The organism is Mycobacterium sp. NPDC004974 (assembly GCF_053600815.1).
This window is the reverse complement of the sequence record NZ_JBSGAQ010000005.1, coordinates 77028-95258: the sequence shown is the minus strand read 5'-3', so window position 1 is coordinate 95258 and position 18231 is coordinate 77028. Positions and strand designations below refer to the sequence as shown.

The window sequence follows — 18231 nt, the reverse complement described above, 5'->3', positions numbered from 1 at the left end:
CGAACCCCACCGCCGATGACAAACCCACACTGATGCTGCTGGATGGCAATTCGTTGGCTTTCCGGGCGTTCTACGCGCTGCCCGCCGAGAATTTCAAGACTCAGGGCGGGCTGACCACCAACGCGGTCTACGGGTTCACCTCGATGTTGATCAACCTGCTGCGGGACGAGCAGCCCAGCCATGTCGCAGCCGCGTTCGACGTGTCGCGCCAGACCTTCCGCAAGGAGAAGTACCCGGAGTACAAGGAGGGCCGGTCCGCGACTCCCGACGAGTTCCGCGGTCAGATCGACATCACCAAAGAGGTCCTCGGCGCACTGGGCATCACGGCGCTCGCCGAACCCGGATTCGAGGCCGACGACATCATCGCCACGCTGGCCACGCAGGCCGAGCAGGAGGGCTACCGGGTGCTGGTGGTCACCGGCGACCGTGACTCGCTGCAGTTGGTCAGCGACAACGTCACCGTGCTCTACCCGCGGAAGGGGGTCAGCGAGCTGACCCGGTTCACCCCGGACGCAGTGGTGGAGAAGTACGGGCTGACGCCGACGCAGTATCCGGATTTCGCGGCCCTGCGTGGGGACCCGAGTGACAACCTGCCCGGCATTCCGGGGGTCGGGGAGAAGACCGCGACGAAGTGGATCGTCGAGTACGGCTCGCTGCAGGAGCTCGTCGACAACGTCGAGAAGGTCAAGGGCAAGGTGGGTGACTCGCTGCGGGCCAACCTGTCCGGCGTGGTGCTCAACCGTGAGCTCACCGAATTGGTCAAAGATGTACCGCTGGCCCAGACGCCGGACACGTTGCGGATGCAACCCTGGAACCGCGACCAGATCCACCGGCTGTTCGACGATCTGGAATTCCGCGTGCTGCGTGACCGGCTGTTCGAGACGCTGGTCGCCTCAGAGCCCGAGGTCGAGCACGGGTTCGACGTGCGTGGCCGGGCATTGGAGCCCGGTGAGCTGGCCGCGTGGCTCGCCGAGCACAGTCTGGGCAACCGGTTCGGACTGGCGGTGGTCGGCACGCATCTGGCCTACGACGCCGACGCCACCGCGCTGGCCATCGTGGCGGGCGACGGCGACGGGCGCTACATCGACACCGCCACGCTGACGCCGGAGGACGAGGAGGCGCTGGCGCGGTGGCTGGGCGATCCCGGCCCGCCGAAGGCGCTGCACGAGGCCAAACTCGCCATGCACGATCTGGCCGGGCGGGGCTGGACGCTGCGCGGGGTCACTTCCGACACGGCGCTGGCGGCCTACCTGGTGCGGCCCGGGCAGCGCAGTTTCGCGCTCGACGACCTGGCGGTGCGCTACCTGCGTCGCGAGTTGCGTGCCGAAGCGCCTGAGCAGCAACAGCTTTCATTGTTGGACGATTCCGACGGGGTCGATGAGCAAGCGGTGCAGACGCTGATCCTGCGCGCCTGCGCGGTGCTGGATCTCGCCGAGGCGCTGGACGAGGAACTGGCCCGCATCGACTCGTCGTCCCTGCTGGGCCGGATGGAACTGCCGGTGCAGCGGGCGCTGGCCGAGATGGAGTCGATCGGCATCGCCGTCGACCTGGACAAACTGCAGGAGCTGCAGAGCGAGTTCGCCGACCAGATCCGCGACGCCGCCGAGGCCGCCTATGCGGTGATCGGCAAGCAGATCAACCTCGGGTCGCCCAAGCAGTTGCAGGCGGTGTTGTTCGACGAGCTCGAGATGCCCAAGACCAAGCGCACCAAGACGGGTTACACCACCGACGCCGATGCGCTGCAGTCACTGTTCGACAAGACCGGGCATCCGTTCCTGCAGCATCTGCTCGCGCACCGTGATGCCACCCGGCTCAAGGTCACCGTCGACGGCTTGCTCAACGCGGTGGCGTCCGACGGGCGGATTCACACCACCTTCAACCAGACGATCGCGGCGACCGGCCGGCTGTCCTCGACCGAACCGAACCTGCAGAACATCCCGATTCGCACCGAGGCGGGCCGCCGCATCCGCGACACGTTTGTCGTCGGGGCCGGGCCGGACGGGCCGTATGCCGAGCTGATGACCGCCGACTACAGCCAGATCGAGATGCGGATCATGGCGCACCTGTCGAGAGACGAAGGCCTGATCGAGGCGTTCAACACCGGTGAGGACCTGCACTCGTTCGTGGCGTCGCGGGCGTTCTCGGTGCCGATCGACGAGGTGACCCCGGAGCTGCGCCGGCGGGTGAAGGCGATGTCATACGGTCTGGCCTACGGGTTGAGCGCCTATGGGCTGGCCAGCCAGCTCAAGATCTCCACCGAAGAGGCCAAGGTGCAGATGGAGCAGTACTTCGACCGGTTCGGCGGGGTCCGCGACTATCTGCGTGATGTGGTCGATCAGGCTCGCAAGGACGGGTTCACCTCGACCGTGCTGGGCCGTCGCCGCTACCTGCCTGAGCTGGACAGCACCAACCGCAACGTGCGCGAGGCCGCCGAACGGGCCGCACTCAACGCACCCATTCAGGGCAGTGCCGCCGACATCATCAAGGTGGCGATGATCAACGTCGACGCCGCGATGAAAGAGGCGGGGCTCAAGTCGCGGATGCTCCTGCAGGTTCACGACGAGCTGTTGTTCGAGGTGGCCGATGGCGAGCGCGAGACCTTGGAGGCCCTGGTCCGCGAGCACATGGGCAACGCCTATCCGCTGGACGTGCCGTTGGAGGTGTCGGTCGGGTACGGCCGGAGCTGGGACGCCGCGGCACACTAGCCGCCCTACGGAGGGGTCAGCCGACGGCTAGCCGGCGTCGGCGCCCAGCCCCACGCCCAGCGCCACCAGCGCGGCCCCCATCACGCGTTCGATTCGGCGACGAATATGGGCGCGATTCAGGACGTCGCGTGCGCGATGGGCGGCCAGCACGACGCCGACGCACCACGTGGTGTCCACTACCAACTGGATGACCGCGAGCACCAGCAATGTCGGCAGCACGGGGCCGCTGGTCGGCAGAAACTGGGGGAGCACCACGATGCCGAAGGCCGCCGCCTTTGGGTTGGCGGCGATGGACACCAGTGCCGCGCGAAACGCCGCTGCGGGGGTCCGTCCGCGGGGTGGCAGCGCCACTTCGACGTCGCCGGCACCTTTGGCGCTGCGCCAGGCGCTGATGCCCAGCCAGACCAGGACGGCGGCTCCGATGATGTGCAGCGCCAGTGACAGCATCCGGTTGGCCGTCAGCAGCATCGACAGTCCGCCGCCACCGGCCAGCGTCCATCCGCAGATACCGATCTCGTTGCCCACGACCGCCGCCAGCCCCGCCGTACGGCCGTCCCGCACCGAGCGGTGCAGGAACAGCACCGTCGCCGGTCCGGGCAGCGCGGCGAGAATCACCGCAGCGACCAAGAACGCCGGCAGGACGTCGAGAATGCGGGCGAGCATGCATGGAGTATCGCTGACCAGTGCAAATCGATATCGTCGCGTGCTCGACGGTGGAACGCCGGCTGGTCAGTAGCGGACGGGCGCCTGGTAGTTGGCCAGCCAGTGCAGGATCGGTGCGGCCGACCGCGCGGCGGTCACGGAGTACACCTCTTCCTGTTGCAGCGCATATACCTGTGCATCGCCGAAGCCGCGGTCGATGCGGTCGCGGACGAAGGCAAGTTCGACGACTGCGGCGGCGAATGCCGCGACCGCCTTGCCCGCGGGCCGCCCGCCGGCGAGCGTGGCCTGCGTGATCGCGCCGTGCCGGGTCTTCAAGGACCCGAGCCAGGTGGCCTCGTTGTGGGTGATCAATCCGGCGGCGACCATGCCCGGCAATTTGGCGGCCACCACGCGCTGTTCGCGTCGACGGCTGGTGACGGCCACCACGATCATCGTGACGAAGATCGGCACCATCCAGACCGCGTACACGACGAAGTAGGTTCCGGCGCCGACGAGCGAAGAACCGTTCCACAGCCCGTGCATGAACACCGCACCCAGGTAGCCGGCCAGGATGCACAGCGCCTTGGCGCCGGCGCTTCGTCGCTGCAGTGCGAAGTAGACCCCGATCGCGGTCATCGTGGTGAACAGTGAGTGGGCGAACGGCGCCATGATGAGGCGCATCGCCGCGGTGAGCAGCGATCCCGCCAGTGAATCGGCGCTGGAGATGTACATGATGTCTTCCAGCCAGGCGAAGCCGAGACCGACCAGGCCGGCGTACACCAGGCAGTCGGTCAACGAGTTGAGCTCGTTGCGGCGGCGTCCGGTCATCATGATCAGCAGGAACAGGCCCTTGGCGGCCTCTTCGATGAACGGTGCCCGGATCGCCACCGAGGCGAAACTGTGCGCCGATTCAGCCGAGTCGACACCGGGTGCCAACAAGGCATCGGTGAACAGGCTCAGCACGAGGGACAACACGACGGCGACGGCGGCACCCCAGCCGAAGGCCAGCAGCAGGAGGCGGGGTGGTTCCGGCTCCCAGCGGTCCAGCCACAGGTAGGCGAACACCGCGCCGGTCATCACGAGGCTGGACAGCGTGAACCCGATGATCGCGCCGGCCGGGTTGAGTGCGGTGAACAGCAGTACCAGCGCACCGATGACGACGCCGCAGGCGATGATCGCGGCCAGCGGGGCGCCGACCTTGCGGACCGGTCTGGGTAATGGAGCGGTGACCGGAAACCACTGGCGATGGGTTGGTCCGGGGGTCGGGTAGTACGCCACCTGCAGAGCGTAGCCGCGGGCCGGCTCGATTCCTGGCACAAATTCGGACGACGGTCCGGTGAGCCCGACTGCCCGGGCCGCGGGGGCGGTTTGTCCTGCGTGTGCCTGGTCGAGTACCCTCGTTACGTATCTGTGTGCACAGCTTGACACCGTCTGGTCACTGCCACGGATCAGCACGACCGCAATAAATGCTACAAAACTGTCCCTACTAGTAAACCTGTCCGGAGCAACCCACCACATGCCAAGTCCCTCCGTCACGTCCCCGCAAGTTGCCGTCAACGACATCGGCTCCGCGGAGGATTTCCTCGCCGCCATCGACAAGACCATCAAGTACTTCAACGATGGCGACATCGTCGAAGGGACCATCGTCAAGGTGGACCGCGACGAGGTTCTGCTCGATATCGGCTACAAGACCGAAGGTGTCATCCCTTCGCGCGAACTCTCCATCAAGCACGACGTCGACCCCAATGAGGTCGTTTCCGTGGGCGATGAGGTCGAGGCCCTCGTTCTCACCAAGGAGGACAAAGAAGGCCGCTTGATCCTGTCCAAGAAGCGCGCTCAGTACGAGCGCGCCTGGGGCACGATCGAGGAGCTCAAGGAGAAGGACGAGGCCGTCAAGGGCACCGTCATCGAGGTCGTCAAGGGCGGCCTGATCCTCGACATCGGTCTGCGCGGCTTCCTGCCCGCATCGCTGGTCGAGATGCGTCGTGTCCGCGATCTGCAGCCGTACATCGGCAAGGAGATCGAGGCCAAGATCATCGAGCTGGACAAGAACCGCAACAACGTGGTGCTGAGCCGCCGCGCTTGGCTGGAGCAGACCCAGTCCGAGGTCCGCAGCGAGTTCCTCAACCAGCTGCAGAAGGGTGCCATCCGCAAGGGTGTCGTCTCGTCGATCGTCAACTTCGGCGCCTTCGTCGATCTCGGCGGTGTCGACGGCCTGGTGCACGTCTCCGAGCTGTCCTGGAAGCACATCGATCACCCGTCCGAGGTGGTTCAGGTGGGCGACGAGGTTACCGTCGAGGTGCTCGACGTCGACATGGATCGCGAGCGGGTTTCGCTGTCGCTCAAGGCGACTCAGGAAGATCCGTGGCGTCACTTCGCCCGCACTCACGCGATCGGTCAGATCGTGCCGGGCAAGGTCACCAAGCTGGTGCCGTTCGGTGCGTTCGTCCGCGTCGAGGAGGGCATCGAGGGTCTGGTGCACATCTCGGAGCTGTCCGAGCGCCACGTCGAGGTCCCGGACCAGGTGGTCCAGGTCGGCGACGACGCGATGGTCAAGGTCATCGACATCGACCTGGAGCGTCGCCGGATCTCGCTGAGCCTCAAGCAGGCCAACGAGGACTACACCGAGGAGTTCGACCCGTCGAAGTACGGCATGGCCGACAGCTACGACGATCAGGGCAACTACATCTTCCCCGAGGGCTTCGACGCCGAGACCAACGAATGGCTCGAAGGCTTCGACAAGCAGCGGGAGGAGTGGGAGGCTCGCTACGCCGAGGCCGAGCGCCGGCACAAGATGCACACCACTCAGATGGAGAAGTTCGCCGCGGCCGAGGCCGAGGAAGCTGCCCGTCCGGTGTCCAACGGGTCCTCGCGGTCGGAGGAGTCCACCGGTGGCACGCTGGCCAGCGACGCACAGCTGGCCGCTCTGCGTGAGAAGCTCGCAGGCAACGCCTAACAAGTTCGACAGCGAACGCCCCGGCCTATTGGGCCGGGGCGTTCGTCGTTCCGGGGGCCTGACAGACTGTGGGGCGTGCTTCGCATCGGGTTAACCGGCGGTATCGGCGCCGGGAAGTCAACAGTGTCGGCCACATTCAGCGATCTCGGCGGCATCATCGTCGACGGCGACGTCATCGCACGTGAGGTGGTCGAGCCGGGAACCGAGGGACTGGCCAAGCTGGTCGCGGCGTTCGGCGACGGGATCCTGCTGCCCGAGGGGGCGTTGAACCGTCCTGCTCTGGCCGCCGTCGCCTTCAGCGACGACGAGAAGCGGGCCACCTTGAACGGCATCGTGCATCCGCTGGTGGCGCACCGCCGATCGGAGCTCATTGCCGCGGCCCACGAAGACGCGGTGATCGTCGAGGACATCCCGCTGTTGGTGGAATCTCAGATGGCGCCGATGTTCCCGTTGGTCATCGTGGTCAACGCCGACCCGGAGCTACGCGTCAAGCGGCTCATCGAGTACCGCGGATTCACCGAGGAGGACGCCCGCGCCCGAATCGCCGCACAGGCCACCGAGGAGCAGCGCCGTGCCGTTGCCGATGTGTGGCTGGACAACTCGGGCAACCCCGGTGCAGTCGTCGAGCAGGCTCGGGCGCTGTGGCATGAGCGGATCCTGCCGTTCGCGCACAACCTGCAGATCCGACAGCCCGCCCGCCGCCACCCCGCCGTGGTGCCCTACGACCCGACCTGGCCGGACCAGGCCCGCCGGATCGTGGCGCGACTGAACACCGCATGCGGACACCGCGCGGTGCGCATCGACCACATCGGTTCGACCGCCGTGCCCGGGATGGATGCCAAGGATGTCATCGATGTGCAGGTTACGGTCGAGTCCCTCGCGGTCGCCGACGAACTCGCCGAAGCGCTGTTGACGGCCGGCTATCCGGTGGTGCCGGACATCACCGCCGACACCCCGCACGATGACGATCCGGCGGTGTGGCACAAGCGTTTCCACGCCTCGGCGGATCCGGGCCGACCCACCAATGTGCACATCCGGGTGGATGGTTGGCCCAACCAGCGGTTCGCTCTGATGTTTGTCGACTGGCTACGGGCGAACCCGGGTGTGCAGGCCGACTATCTGGCTGCCAAGCATGCCGCGGTCACGACACCGGACTACGCCGTGGCCAAAGAGCCGTGGTTCCTGGATGCCTACCACCGCGCCTGGAAGTGGACGGACGCGACGGATTGGCGGCCCTAGCGCGGCCAATCCGCCGCGTCCGGTGGTTCAGGACAGCCGGACCCCGATGCGGCGCAGCAGCTTGGTGGCCGCGATGTATGCGGTCGCCCCGAACGGCCATTGCGAGACGATCCGCCCACTGCCGGCCTGGAAGTAGTTGTTGACCTGCGCCCAAACCGTTTTCGACAGCCGGTCCTGGATCCACTCGTTGTAGAGGGCGAATGCGGAGCGGCGGACCTCGATCGTGGTGGCGCCGGTCGCGGCCGCCCGGGCGATCAAGCTGGCGGTGAAGGCGGCCTGTGCCTCGTAGAAGGACACCAGCGGGATGGAGTTCGTGTTGGGTCCGTACATGATGAAGAAGTTGGGGAACTTCGGCACCATCATGCCCAGGAACGCCTCGGGCTCACCCTGCCACTGGTCGTGCAGTTCGGCGCCGCCGCGGCCGTGGACGCGGTAGTTGCCGAGATAGTTCGCGGCATCGAATCCCGTTGCCAGCACGATGATGTCGAGGTCGTGCTCGTCGCCGTTGGCATCCACAGCTCCGGTCTTGGTGAGACCCTTGACCGCATGGGGGACAAGGGTCACCTTCGGACTGTGCAGCGAGGCGTAGTAGGTGTCGCTGACGACGGTGCGCCGGCCCTCGAAGGGGAACTTCGGGGTGGCCAGCTCCAGTAGATCCGGCCGGTCGCCGAGCTCGCGATTGAGGAACTCCACTGCGGCCTTGTGTTTGCGCCGGTTGGTGTGGCCGGTGGATTTGGCGTGACTGGAGCCGTACTGCCGGACGTCATAGCCCAGGTACAACTTCAGCCGCCGCCATGCGTAGACCGGTGCCAACCGGTTGAGTTGGCGCTGCAGCGGGGTGAAGTCGTGACTGTTCTTGGGCAGCAACCAGTTCGGCTCGATCTGGAAGATCTTGACCTCGGTCCCGACGCGTTCCGCCTCGGTGACCACCTGTACCGCTGACGAGCCGGTGCCGAGCACGCCGATCGACTTGCCGGCCATGTCCAGGCCGTCGATCCAGCGCGAGGTGTGGCAGATCGCGCCACCGAAGTCACCCTGCTCCCGGGCGAAGGGCGGGATAAGCGGGATGTTCAGGAAGCCCACGGCGCTGATCACCGCGGTGAATCGGCCGTGGTCGGTACCCGATTCGGTGCTGAGTGTGTACGTGTGGTCGGTGTCGGACCAGGTGACGTCCTCAACCTTCTCGCTGAACCGGATGCGCCGCGGTAGATCCCACTTCGTCGCGACATGGTTGAGGTACTCGCCGAGTTCTTGCCAGCCCGCATGGGTGCGGGTCCAGTCGTACCGCTCGTAGGAGAACGAGTAGATGTGCGATTCCAGGTCGACCTCGGCACCCGGATAGCGGTTGTGGTACCAGGTACCGCCGAGTGCTGGGGCCTGCTCGAAGATGACGAAGTCCTCGATGCCCTTCTTGCGCAAGGCGATCGCCGCGGCGATGCCGCTGAAGCCGGATCCGATTATTGCGACGCGCGGTTTTGCTGGCCGGCTCATCCTGTCTCCCGTCTAAAGAACTATAGGTCCAGTATTTAGACCAATAAAGAGGTTGTCAATGCCCCACGGTCGGTTGGGGCGATGGGTTTGGTTACTTGATCTGCGCGGTCCAGCCACCGTCGACGACAAGGTCGGTGGCGGTGACGAACGACGCGTCTTCGGACAGCAGAAACGCTATGGCGCCGGCGATTTCGTCGGGCATGCCAAGGCGTCGCAACGGTGTCCGGTTTTCCATATCGGCCCGGCGGGCCGCATTGTCGACGTAGAGGTAGTCGATCATCGGGGTGAGGATCGCCCCGGGGCAGACCGTGTTGACCCGGATGCCTTCCGGCGCAAGTTGCAGGGCCAGCGCCCGGGTCAGCGACACCACTGCGGCTTTGCTCACCTGGTAGGCGTCCAGCGGGGAGTCCATACCGCGGATACCCGCGGTGCTGGCGACGTTGACGACGCTCTTGCCGGTGCCGCGACGCAGATGCTCGACGGCGGCCCTGGTGACCTTGCGCAGGCCGTGCAGGTTCACCCCGAGGGTGATGTCCCAGACGGACTCGTCGATGTCGAGCATGGAGCCGTCCCGGTCGAACAGGGCCACCCCGGCGGCATTCACCAGGTAGTCCAGCCCCTGACCGTCCAGCCGGCCGAACAACTCTTCTGGATCCCCGTTGAGGAGGTCGAACGCGACGTAGTCGACCTCCGGTGGCAGGGCAGCTGCCCGCTCACCGAGGTCGCTGGCGATGACATGCACCCCGTCGGCCACCAACCGGGCCACGGTGGCCGAGCCCATGCCGCCGCAGGCGCCGGTGACAACCGCGGTGCGCGTCATCGGGCCGGCTGCTCGGTCAGCGCCAGTGCGTCGGCCAGCCGCTGCCCGGCGAAGGTCATGGCGGGGGTGGCGGTCGGGAACACCTCGTCGAGACCGAAGAATCCGTGCACCATGCCCGGTGTCCGGTGACTGCAAACCGCTACCCCGGCGGCACGCAGCGCGCTCTCGTACAGCTCGCCCTGCGGGCGGATCGGATCGCATTCGGCCAGGACGATGGTGGCGGCGGGGAGTCCGGACAGGTCGGCGTCAAGGACGTTGACCCGCGGGTCCGACGCGGCGTCCGCACCGGGCAGGTAATTGTCCTGATGCCATTGCAGCTCATCGCGTTCGAGCATCACGCCGTCGTATTCGGGGTCCATACCGCGGACCAGGTCGGTGGTGGTGACGGGGTAGACCAGCAGCTGATGGCGCAGCACCGGGTCCCCGGCGTCGCGGTAGTGCAGCGCGACCGCCGCCGCGAGATTGCCGCCCGCGCTGTCGCCGGCCACCGCGATCCGGCTGACATCGACTCCGAGTCCGGACTGCGGGTTGCGGGCCCATTCGACCGCGTCGATCGCGTCGTTGACGGCGGTGGGGAAGCGTGCTTCGGGGCCGCGCCGGTAGCCGACCGAGAGCACGGCACTGCCCGAGGCATTGGCCAGCAGCCGGGTGGCGGCGTCGTGGGAGTCCACGCTGCCCAGCAGCCAGCCGCCGCCGTGGTAGTACACCGTCAGGGGCAGGTCGGCGGCATCCGTTGGCAGATAGAGCCGGCCGGGGATGCCTACGCCGTCACGGGTTCCGATGGTGAGGTCCACGACGCGGTGCACCGCGGGTTTGGCCAGTGCGGCGAAGGTGTTCTCGAAGTTCTCCCGGGCGGTGGGCACCGGCAGCAGGTGGGCGTTGGGACGGCCGGAGGCCTTGGAGTCGTCGAGCATCTTCTGGGCGATGGGGTCGATCGGCATGGTTCTCCTGTGTGTCGGTGGGTTGGCGTACTAGACGCGTTCGTAGTAGCGGCGGGACTCCCAATCGGTCACGGTGTGGGAGTCGAAGGCCTCCAATTCGCTTTGGGCAGAGGCCAAGAGGTGGTCGAAGACCTCGTCGCCGAAGGCCGCGCGGGCCATCTTGCTCTCGGCGAACAGGTCGATGGAGCGGTGCAACGAGGTGGGCACGGTGCGGATGTCGTCGCCGGTCCAGGCATTCCCGTTGAAGATCTCGGGAACGGCCATCTCATGATCCAGCCCGTCGAGGCCCGCCGCGATGGTGGCGGCGTAGGCGTAGTAGGGGTTGACGTCGGCGCCGGGGATCCGGTTCTCGACCCGGTACGACGGACCGGAGCCGACCAACCGGAACGCGCACGAACGATTGTCATCGCCCAGCGCAATGGCGGTCCCGGCGAACTGGTCGGGCTGGAATCGCTTGTAGGAGTTGATGGTCGGAGCGAACATCAGACTGATCTCGGCCGCGTGATGCAACTGGCCCGCGACGAACGAGCCGAACCGTTGCGACATCCCGTGCCGGTCGTCGGCCCAGCACAGCGGCTCGGAGCCGTCGGCGGACCACAGGCTGACGTGGAGGTGACAGGACGAGCCGACCTCGTCGATCTTGGGCTTGGCCATGAAGGTGACCGTCAGATCGGCCGCGTGTGCCAGCTGCTTGACGCCGTACTTGAACAGGACGTGCCGATCGGCCATCTCCAGCGCGTCGCAGTAGTCGAGGGTGACCTCCTGCTGCCCCAAACCCCACTCGGGCTTCGAGGACTCCACGGACACACCGAATTCCGGCATCTGGTTGCGGATCCGCTCGATGAACCAGTCGTCGCGCGCGGACTGGATCATCTGATAGTCCGAGCGGTAGTCCGACATCATCTTGAGGTTCTGGTAGCCCAGCTCCCAGGCCTGCCTCGGCGGCGTGGCGGCCAGATAGAACTCGAGCTCGGAGGCGAACTTGAACGACAGCCCGTGCTGCCGGGCCCGGGCCAGCTGGTTGCGCAGGATGGTGCGCGGTGCCACGGCGAGCGGCTCGTCGGAGTCCATGGGATAGGCGTCGCAGATCACCAGGGCGGCCGACGGCTCCCACGGGACCCTGCGCAGCGTCGCCAGATCCGGAACCAGCCGGATGTCCACCCAGCCGTTGTCGGCGTTGGACACCGGAAGGTCCAGCGGGTTCATCTCCAGATCTACCCCGAAGATGAAGCTGCTGGCGTTGACGCCGCTGCCCTGCAGGCCCAGGCTTCGGAAGGCCGGAATGGTCAGCCGCTTGCCGACCAGGCGCCCGTAGGGGTCGGGCGCGGCGCAGATCACCGTGGTGATCTCGCCGGCGGCGGCCAGCTCCTCGAACCGGTCGAGGGTCAACACGGATGGCGTGGTGCTCATTGGTGCTCCAGGTGTCGATGCAGTTCCCATGTGGTGATCGTGGTGCGCAACCACTGTTCATAGCGTTCCATCTCGGCTCGCCGGGTGGCGGCGAAGGAGGTGCAGAACGTCTTGCCCAGCAGGTCAGCCGCCCAGGCGGAGTTCTCGAACTGGGCCAGCGCGCTGCCCAGGTCCCCGGGCAGCTCGGCAGCTTCGGCGTCGGGGTCCGGTAGCGGGAGCTCGCTGGTCAGACCGTGCAGACCGGCGGCCAGCAGTGCGGCCCCGACGACATAAGGGTTGGCGTCGGCGCCGGGCCTGCGGTGCTCGACCCGGGCCGATTTCCGGTTGGGAAGCAGAACGCGGGCAGCGGTGCTGCGGTCGTCGTAACCCCAGGTGGCGGCGGTGGGGGTGAACATCTCCGGGTCGATGCGCTTATAGGAGTTGATATTCGGGTTGAGCATGAGCACGGTGTCGGCCATTCCGTCCAGCAGCCCGGCGAGGTAGTGGCTGCCCTCGGCGGACAGTGACCCCGACGGATCGGCGAAGATATTGACCCCGTCGCGGTTCAGGCTGGAATGTACGTGTCCGCCGGCCCCCGACTTGTCGGCGAAGGGCTTGGCCATGAAGCTCGCGTGCATGCCACGCTCGGCGCACAGGTCACGCAGATATTGGCGGGCTCGCACGGCGTTGTCGGCGGCCTGGACAGCGGGCGCGGGGGCCAGGGTGAACTCGAAGAATCCGGGACCGAGTTCGGTGTGGAACATCTCCACCTCGATGCCGACCTGATCCATCCGGTTGATGAACTCGGTTGCCAGACTGTGTATCTCGGCACCTCGGGTGAGGCTGTAGGCGTTCTCGGTGCGGCCCCGGGGCGTGAAGCCGGGCAGCAGGGCCGTGGGGGAGTCGCCGGCCTCGAAGATCCACATCTCGTACTCGAAGCCCAGCACCGGGTCCAGATCGACGTCGCGGTAGCGGTCGACGAGACTACCCAGCACGGCTCGGGGCGACAGCTCGAGCGGTCGGCGGTCGGCGTCGACGAGTTCAGCGATCACCGCGTCGGTCCCCGGTCGCCAGGGCAGCGCGATGCGGGTGGATTCATCGGGGACCAGCAGTGCGTCGGGGTAGCCGTTGGCAGCGTTGCTGAACGGGGTATCGGTGACGTCGTCGGTGAGCGACAGCCCGTACACGATCGTGCAGAAAGCCAGGCCCGACGAGCCGTGGGTCTTGGTCGAACGGATCAGCTTGCCGCGCAGTCCCAGATCGTAATCGGCGACCTCGAGCTGCGTCGTTGCCACGGTGTCAGTCATGCTGCGTACTCCTGATACTCGTTGTCGGGCTCGGTCGCACCGCCGGGTCGCGGCCGACCCGGCGGTAGACGTGGTCGGGTACGTCGGCGGGATCGTGGTAGACCCACCACGTGCACGAGGTCGCCGGCCGCTCAGGCGTCCAGGTCGGCGGGTCGATGACCCGGGTCGGGTAGCCCAGCCGATCGATCGGCATCACCTCGTTCAGCTGGCAGCAGTGCACGCAGTACGAGCAGATGCCGACGGTGTTCCAGGCCCAGTCGTGCGGCTCGGTGGTGACGGCGTATTCGAAGGGGGCGCCGGACCGAGGGACGCCATCGGTGATGCGGCCGTCCAGGGCCCGGCCGCCCGATCCGCAGGGGGCGAAGCGGAAACCGGTGCGGCCGGGTTCCTCGATCAGCTCGATGTCGCCCTGGCGGCCGGTTCCGGTCAGGTGCGCGTGGAAACCGTCGACAATCGCCACCATCAGCTGGTGCGCCGAGTCAGTCCACGGTTGGTTGTCCAATGAGTAACGGCGGGCATGGATTTCGTACCAGTCACCCATCAGGAAGTCCCACAGCTGCCCGAGCGAGGATTCGCCGACCAGCTTGACAGCGATGTCGACCATGCCGGCCACCCGGTCCACGGCCCGGTCATGGATCTGCTGCCACACCCGTCGCGCGGACTCGATCAGATCACCGGCGGCGGGATCCTGATCCCGGCAGGCGCCGGCAGCCCGGGCGACGGCGTCGGTGTAGTCCGGCCACTCGGCCCCGATTCCGGCCATCGCCCGAGGCCCGACCAGACCGGCGAGCCGGGCCACCGCGGCATCCAGGTCGGTCTGGGCGACCCGGTGGTCGAGGATCCACTGCGATGTGGCCTCGGGCCAGCGGTCGTAGATGTCGCGCAGTTCGTCGGCTTCGACGGCCGAGACCTCGACGAGTTGCGCCGCGGCCTCCCAATCCTGGCGCTGCACATGCTCGATGGCGGTGCGGAAGGTGCCGCGGGCCAACTCGGCCCAGCTTCCGGCGCGGGCATTGCGGCGAAGCGAGGGTTCGTAGAATACGACCGCCGGTTTCGGGGACGGGGCGTTCACGTCAGTTCGAACCCGCCGTCGACCCGCAGGTCGGACCCGGTGATGTAGGTCGCCTGGTCGCTGAGCAGAAAGGCTGCGGCCGAGGCGATCTCGTCCGGCCTCGCGAATCGGCCGGCCGGCACGCGTGTTGCCAGTGTCGGCGGCAGACTGCTCGTGTCGCCGTGGGTGGCGGCCATCGGCGTCGCCACGAAACCGGGGGAGACGCTGTTTACCCGAACTCCGTCGGCCGCCAGCGCGCGGGCACTGGTCTGGGTGAGCATCCGCAATCCGGCCTTGGATGCGGCGTACTGAGGCGTGGGGTCCGGGTCGGACAGCGCGATCACCCGGTGCGCTTCGATCGAGGTGATGTTGACGACGGCACCGGCGCCGCCGGCCCGCAGCGACGGGGTCAGGGCATCGATCAGGTTGTAGGCACCGATCAGGTTGACCTCCAGACAGCGGGTCCACTGCTCGCGGGTCACCCCGGTGAACCCGGTGTTGTCGATGATGCCCGCACAGTTGACCAGGTAGCTGATGGCTGTGGTGTCGACGCCGCGGGCCTGCAGCACCGCCACCACGCCGGGGTCGCGGACGTCGGCGGCGCAGCAGACCTGTAGGTCCTCGCCGTAGCGCGGGTCCGGGTCGGGTTGGCGGATGTCGAGCCGGATGGTCCGGATCCCGGCCCCCATCAGGGTGGCGGCGGTGGCGGCGCCGATGCCCGATGCGGCACCGGTGACCACGGCGTGCTCGCCGCTGTAGGTCAACGTCGTTGATCTCACGTTCATGAGGCACCGAACCTGCGTGTGTGCTCGGCCATGGCGTCGGCGAAGCATTCCCGTGGCGCGCGGATCACCCCGGCGCCGATCTGGCCGCCGTCGCGCCCGGCCAGCCCGACGTCCATCACCGGCAGCACCCCGGTATCGAGCACCTTGCGCGCGTCGATCCCGGTCGGGGTGCCCCGGAACGAGAACACCGGGATCCGGTAGCTGCTGTTGTCCCCGTGGGTGATGGCATACATCTCACGGTTGCGCTCGATCATCACCTCAGGCGAACCGCCCTGGTACTCCTGCAGCGACAGTGCGCAGGCCTGAGCGAAACCGCCCAGCCCGATGGTCTCGGTGATCGGCGATTCCCCACCCATCCACGTGATCTCGTCTTCGGTGTGGCCGTCGAACAACTTGCCCTGATGGATCGGCGGCGGTCCTTCGAACCAGGTGTCGCCCAATCCGGCCAGCTTGATCGCGAAACCGCGGCAGGAAAACGCCATCGCCGAGACCAGGGTGGAACCGGGCACCGCCATGGCATCGGCGGAGGCCTTGGCCGCTGCCATCGACAACCGCAGGAAGAAGTAGTCGTTCTCGGCCAGGTGCAGCATGGTCTCGCGGACCCCGGCGACCTTCTGGTCGACCATGTCCAGCACGGCGGGCAGGATCTCGCGGTTGAACAGGATCGAGGCGGCCGCGTTGCGGCTGTGCACCTCATCGCCCATCCGCAGCGCCCGCGCGATCAGCGGTTTGAGCGCGATACCGCCCCGGCGGCGGATCGCATCGCCGACCACCGGGGCCAGCACCTCGTTGACATGACGAAGCCGGTCGCGCACCCCGTCGTCGTAGCAACCGTAGTTCAGCCGCCGGGGTTCTTTGCCCTCGTAGAAGTTGCAGAACCCCAGATTGCCGTGGGTCCGGTTCACCACCACGAACACCGGCATGGACGCGGTGTAGATGCCGGCCAGTGAACCGACCGCGGCGTAGTCGTGACAGGCCCCCACTTCGATCACCCCGGTGTCGAACTTGGCGATGGCGTCCTCGCGGTCGGTGGCCAGCCCCTCGAACAGGGCGCCACCGATCAGGGCCTCGCGCTGCCCGCCGGTGTAGGCCGACCACGGCATCGGCGCACCCGAGGTCAGCACCAGGTTGTCGCGAAAGCCGGGCAGTACCTCCCGGGCCGGCGCCACGTCGATCACCCAGGGATCGGCCTCGTCGAGCCGGGTGAAGGCCGCGGCGTTGGCGGCGTCCACGTCCACGGTGGTGGTGTCGAGTTCGGTGCTCACCAGGCCACCACGCCGCCGTCGACCAGCAGGGTCTGGGCGGTGATGAAGGAGGCCCGCGGGGACAGCATGAACTCGACCGCCTCGGCCACCTCCTCGGGTTCCCCGATGCGCTTGAGCATCGCGTAACCCGCACTGACCTCCTCGCCGCCGGACACCCGCGCCATCGACGGGCTCATCGGGGCGCGGATCACCCCCGGGGCGATGTTGTTGACCCGGATTCCCCGCGGAGCCAGCTCCTCGGCCAGGTAACGCGTGTAGGCGGCGATGCCGGCTTTGGTGGCGCCGTACACGGAGGCCCCGCGGAACCGGCCGAAGTGGCCCGTCAGGCTGCCGATGTTGACGATCGCGCTGCCCCGGGTCAGCAGCGGGGCCACCACATCGGTCACCCGGGCCATCCCGGCGATGTTCACCTGGAACATCAGCTCCAGCTTCGCCTCATCAAGCTCACCGAGAAACGAATCACGCAGGATCCCAGCGCAATTCACCAAACCGGCCACTGTCTCACCCTCAGCGATCACCGAACCCACCGCCTCGGCCACACTGCCACGGTCGGAAACATCCATCGCCACCGCGAGGGCGCCGTCGAGGCCCGCCTCGTGGAGGTCGAGTTCGTCGACGGCAGGTTTCAGATCCGCTGCCACGGGCACATAGTCGCTCTGCAGCAGGCGTCGGCAGATCGCTTGTCCGATCACGCCGGCGCCGCCCGTGACGATCACCTTGTTAGTCAATCCACGATCCCTTCGAGTGGTCAGCTGCCCTGGACTGCACCAAGTTTCATGCCAAAAGGCCTAAAGGTCAAGTATTTAGGACTTTAAAATCCAATGGTCTATTGGGCAAGGCAAATACATTCGGCTGCCGGGGGTGGTGGGGTAGCGTTGGTGCACCAGAAGGGGGTACGCATGTCAGCAACCAAGTCAGCTTTGGGTCCGGTCCGCCAGATTCCGGCCCATGAGCTGGTCGTCGACCAGATGCGCCGGGCCCTGGAGCTCGGGCAGTTCCGTCCTGGTGACCGGTTGCCAACCGAACGTGAACTCTCCGACATGCTCGACGTCTCCCGCACCACCGTGCGCACTGCCGTCGGTGTGCTGGAACGCGAGGGGTTGATCGCGGTCCGGCGCGGACGGGGCGGTGGCTTCACCGTTCAGGCGCCGGTGTACGACCCGGCTGAGATGCGCCGGGAGATGCGCCGCAACAAGCGTGAGGTCCGCGATGCGTTTGACTACCGAATCATCGTCGAGACCGGTGCCACCCGGCTGGCCGCCGACCGCCGTCGTGCCACCGATCTGACCGAGCTCTACAAGCTGCTCAACGGGATGCAGTCCGCACTGCAGACCGCGATGGACGACCAGTCGGCTCAGCACACCACCGACTTCCAAACCCTGGACTCGGCATTTCACCTCGGTATCGCGCAGGCCGCACAGAACGACCGCCTGCTGGACGCCGTCGCGGATGCGCGCCGCAGGATGTGGCTGCCGGTCGGTGCGATCTTCGGACGCCTGGAACCCAACGCCAACGACTATCACGAGTCGATCCTCGAGGCGATCGACAACCGGGACCCGGAGTTGGCCGCCGCACGGATGGAGGCCCACATCAACGACACCCGGCATACCGTCGAGTCGTGGCTCAAGCGCTGACCCGTT

The 18231-nt window shown here is 67.0% G+C and carries 15 protein-coding genes; 4 read left to right on the top strand and 11 right to left on the bottom strand.

What is annotated here, in order from left to right; all coding sequences use genetic code 11:
* Positions 1–32: 32 nt before the first annotated feature.
* Positions 33–2705, top strand: a complete 2673-nt coding sequence (gene polA, locus ACWEFV_RS13805) for a DNA polymerase I (protein ID WP_450070786.1) — start codon at positions 33–35, stop codon at positions 2703–2705.
* A 27-nt stretch (positions 2706–2732) separates the two neighbouring features.
* On the opposite strand, the gene ACWEFV_RS13800 is transcribed toward polA, so the two are convergent.
* Positions 2733–3368 carry a LysE family translocator gene (locus ACWEFV_RS13800; protein ID WP_450070564.1) on the bottom strand — a complete coding sequence of 212 codons (636 nt, stop codon included), beginning with the start codon at positions 3366–3368 and terminating at the stop codon, positions 2733–2735.
* A 66-nt stretch (positions 3369–3434) separates the two neighbouring features.
* Positions 3435–4625 (bottom strand): PrsW family intramembrane metalloprotease, encoded by a 1191-nt coding sequence (locus ACWEFV_RS13795; protein WP_450070563.1) that lies wholly within the window; start codon positions 4623–4625, stop codon positions 3435–3437.
* Between the two features lie 238 nt (positions 4626–4863).
* Between ACWEFV_RS13795 and rpsA the strand changes: the two genes are divergently transcribed.
* Together rpsA and coaE are read left to right on the top strand one after the other, a co-directional pair.
* Complete coding sequence (gene rpsA / locus ACWEFV_RS13790) at positions 4864–6303, top strand: 30S ribosomal protein S1 (protein WP_135455447.1); 1440 nt, start codon at positions 4864–4866, stop codon at positions 6301–6303.
* Between the two features lie 75 nt (positions 6304–6378).
* On the top strand, positions 6379–7542 hold the full coding sequence (gene coaE / locus ACWEFV_RS13785; protein ID WP_450070562.1) for a dephospho-CoA kinase: 1164 nt from the start codon (positions 6379–6381) through the stop codon (positions 7540–7542).
* Between the two features lie 27 nt (positions 7543–7569).
* Here the strand turns inward: coaE and ACWEFV_RS13780 are convergent, their stop codons facing one another.
* The 9 genes from ACWEFV_RS13780 to ACWEFV_RS13740 form a co-directional block, all read right to left on the bottom strand.
* Entirely contained in the window at positions 7570–9033 is a 1464-nt protein-coding gene (locus tag ACWEFV_RS13780; RefSeq protein ID WP_135455444.1) for a flavin-containing monooxygenase, read from the bottom strand.
* A 91-nt stretch (positions 9034–9124) separates the two neighbouring features.
* Positions 9125–9853 carry an SDR family NAD(P)-dependent oxidoreductase gene (locus ACWEFV_RS13775; protein WP_135455442.1) on the bottom strand — a complete coding sequence of 243 codons (729 nt, stop codon included), beginning with the start codon at positions 9851–9853 and terminating at the stop codon, positions 9125–9127.
* The gene (locus ACWEFV_RS13770; RefSeq protein ID WP_135455440.1) at positions 9850–10794 is read right to left on the bottom strand and encodes an alpha/beta hydrolase; all 945 of its coding nucleotides are present in this window, start codon (positions 10792–10794) and stop codon (positions 9850–9852) included. The genes ACWEFV_RS13775 and ACWEFV_RS13770 overlap by 4 nt, the downstream gene beginning before the upstream one ends.
* 30 nt (positions 10795–10824) lie before the next feature.
* The gene (locus ACWEFV_RS13765; protein WP_450070561.1) at positions 10825–12204 is read right to left on the bottom strand and encodes a glutamine synthetase family protein; all 1380 of its coding nucleotides are present in this window, start codon (positions 12202–12204) and stop codon (positions 10825–10827) included.
* On the bottom strand, positions 12201–13490 hold the full coding sequence (locus ACWEFV_RS13760; protein WP_450070560.1) for a glutamine synthetase family protein: 1290 nt from the start codon (positions 13488–13490) through the stop codon (positions 12201–12203). The genes ACWEFV_RS13765 and ACWEFV_RS13760 overlap by 4 nt, the downstream gene beginning before the upstream one ends.
* Positions 13483–14562, bottom strand: a complete 1080-nt coding sequence (locus ACWEFV_RS13755) for a hypothetical protein (protein ID WP_135455433.1) — start codon at positions 14560–14562, stop codon at positions 13483–13485. The genes ACWEFV_RS13760 and ACWEFV_RS13755 overlap by 8 nt, the downstream gene beginning before the upstream one ends.
* The gene (locus ACWEFV_RS13750; RefSeq protein WP_450070559.1) at positions 14559–15326 is read right to left on the bottom strand and encodes an SDR family NAD(P)-dependent oxidoreductase; all 768 of its coding nucleotides are present in this window, start codon (positions 15324–15326) and stop codon (positions 14559–14561) included. The genes ACWEFV_RS13755 and ACWEFV_RS13750 overlap by 4 nt, the downstream gene beginning before the upstream one ends.
* Complete coding sequence (locus ACWEFV_RS13745; RefSeq protein WP_450070558.1) at positions 15323–16591, bottom strand: DUF1116 domain-containing protein; 1269 nt, start codon at positions 16589–16591, stop codon at positions 15323–15325. The genes ACWEFV_RS13750 and ACWEFV_RS13745 overlap by 4 nt, the downstream gene beginning before the upstream one ends.
* On the bottom strand, positions 16588–17319 hold the full coding sequence (locus ACWEFV_RS13740) for an SDR family NAD(P)-dependent oxidoreductase (RefSeq protein ID WP_450070557.1): 732 nt from the start codon (positions 17317–17319) through the stop codon (positions 16588–16590). Before ACWEFV_RS13740 ends, ACWEFV_RS13745 begins: the two co-directional genes overlap by 4 nt.
* A gap of 171 nt (positions 17320–17490) precedes the next feature.
* Here ACWEFV_RS13740 and ACWEFV_RS13735 point away from each other — a divergent pair, with 171 nt between their 5' ends.
* Positions 17491–18225 carry a FadR/GntR family transcriptional regulator gene (locus tag ACWEFV_RS13735; RefSeq protein WP_135455432.1) on the top strand — a complete coding sequence of 245 codons (735 nt, stop codon included), beginning with the start codon at positions 17491–17493 and terminating at the stop codon, positions 18223–18225.
* The last annotated feature ends 6 nt before the right edge of the window (positions 18226–18231 follow it).

What these genes read in the sequence shown, in the direction of transcription:
- ACWEFV_RS13770 (WP_135455440.1), bottom strand. Translation starts at nt 10,794, where the DNA reads ATGCCGATCGACCCCATCGCCCAGAAGATGCTCGACGACTCCAAGGCC.
- polA (WP_450070786.1), top strand. Translation starts at nt 33, where the DNA reads ATGCTGCTGGATGGCAATTCGTTGGCTTTCCGGGCGTTCTACGCGCTG.
- ACWEFV_RS13780 (WP_135455444.1), bottom strand. Translation starts at nt 9,033, where the DNA reads ATGAGCCGGCCAGCAAAACCGCGCGTCGCAATAATCGGATCCGGCTTC.
- ACWEFV_RS13775 (WP_135455442.1), bottom strand. Translation starts at nt 9,853, where the DNA reads ATGACGCGCACCGCGGTTGTCACCGGCGCCTGCGGCGGCATGGGCTCG.
- rpsA (WP_135455447.1), top strand. Translation starts at nt 4,864, where the DNA reads ATGCCAAGTCCCTCCGTCACGTCCCCGCAAGTTGCCGTCAACGACATC.
- ACWEFV_RS13735 (WP_135455432.1), top strand. Translation starts at nt 17,491, where the DNA reads ATGTCAGCAACCAAGTCAGCTTTGGGTCCGGTCCGCCAGATTCCGGCC.
- ACWEFV_RS13760 (WP_450070560.1), bottom strand. Translation starts at nt 13,490, where the DNA reads ATGACTGACACCGTGGCAACGACGCAGCTCGAGGTCGCCGATTACGAT.
- ACWEFV_RS13750 (WP_450070559.1), bottom strand. Translation starts at nt 15,326, where the DNA reads ATGAACGTGAGATCAACGACGTTGACCTACAGCGGCGAGCACGCCGTG.
- ACWEFV_RS13765 (WP_450070561.1), bottom strand. Translation starts at nt 12,204, where the DNA reads ATGAGCACCACGCCATCCGTGTTGACCCTCGACCGGTTCGAGGAGCTG.
- ACWEFV_RS13800 (WP_450070564.1), bottom strand. Translation starts at nt 3,368, where the DNA reads ATGCTCGCCCGCATTCTCGACGTCCTGCCGGCGTTCTTGGTCGCTGCG.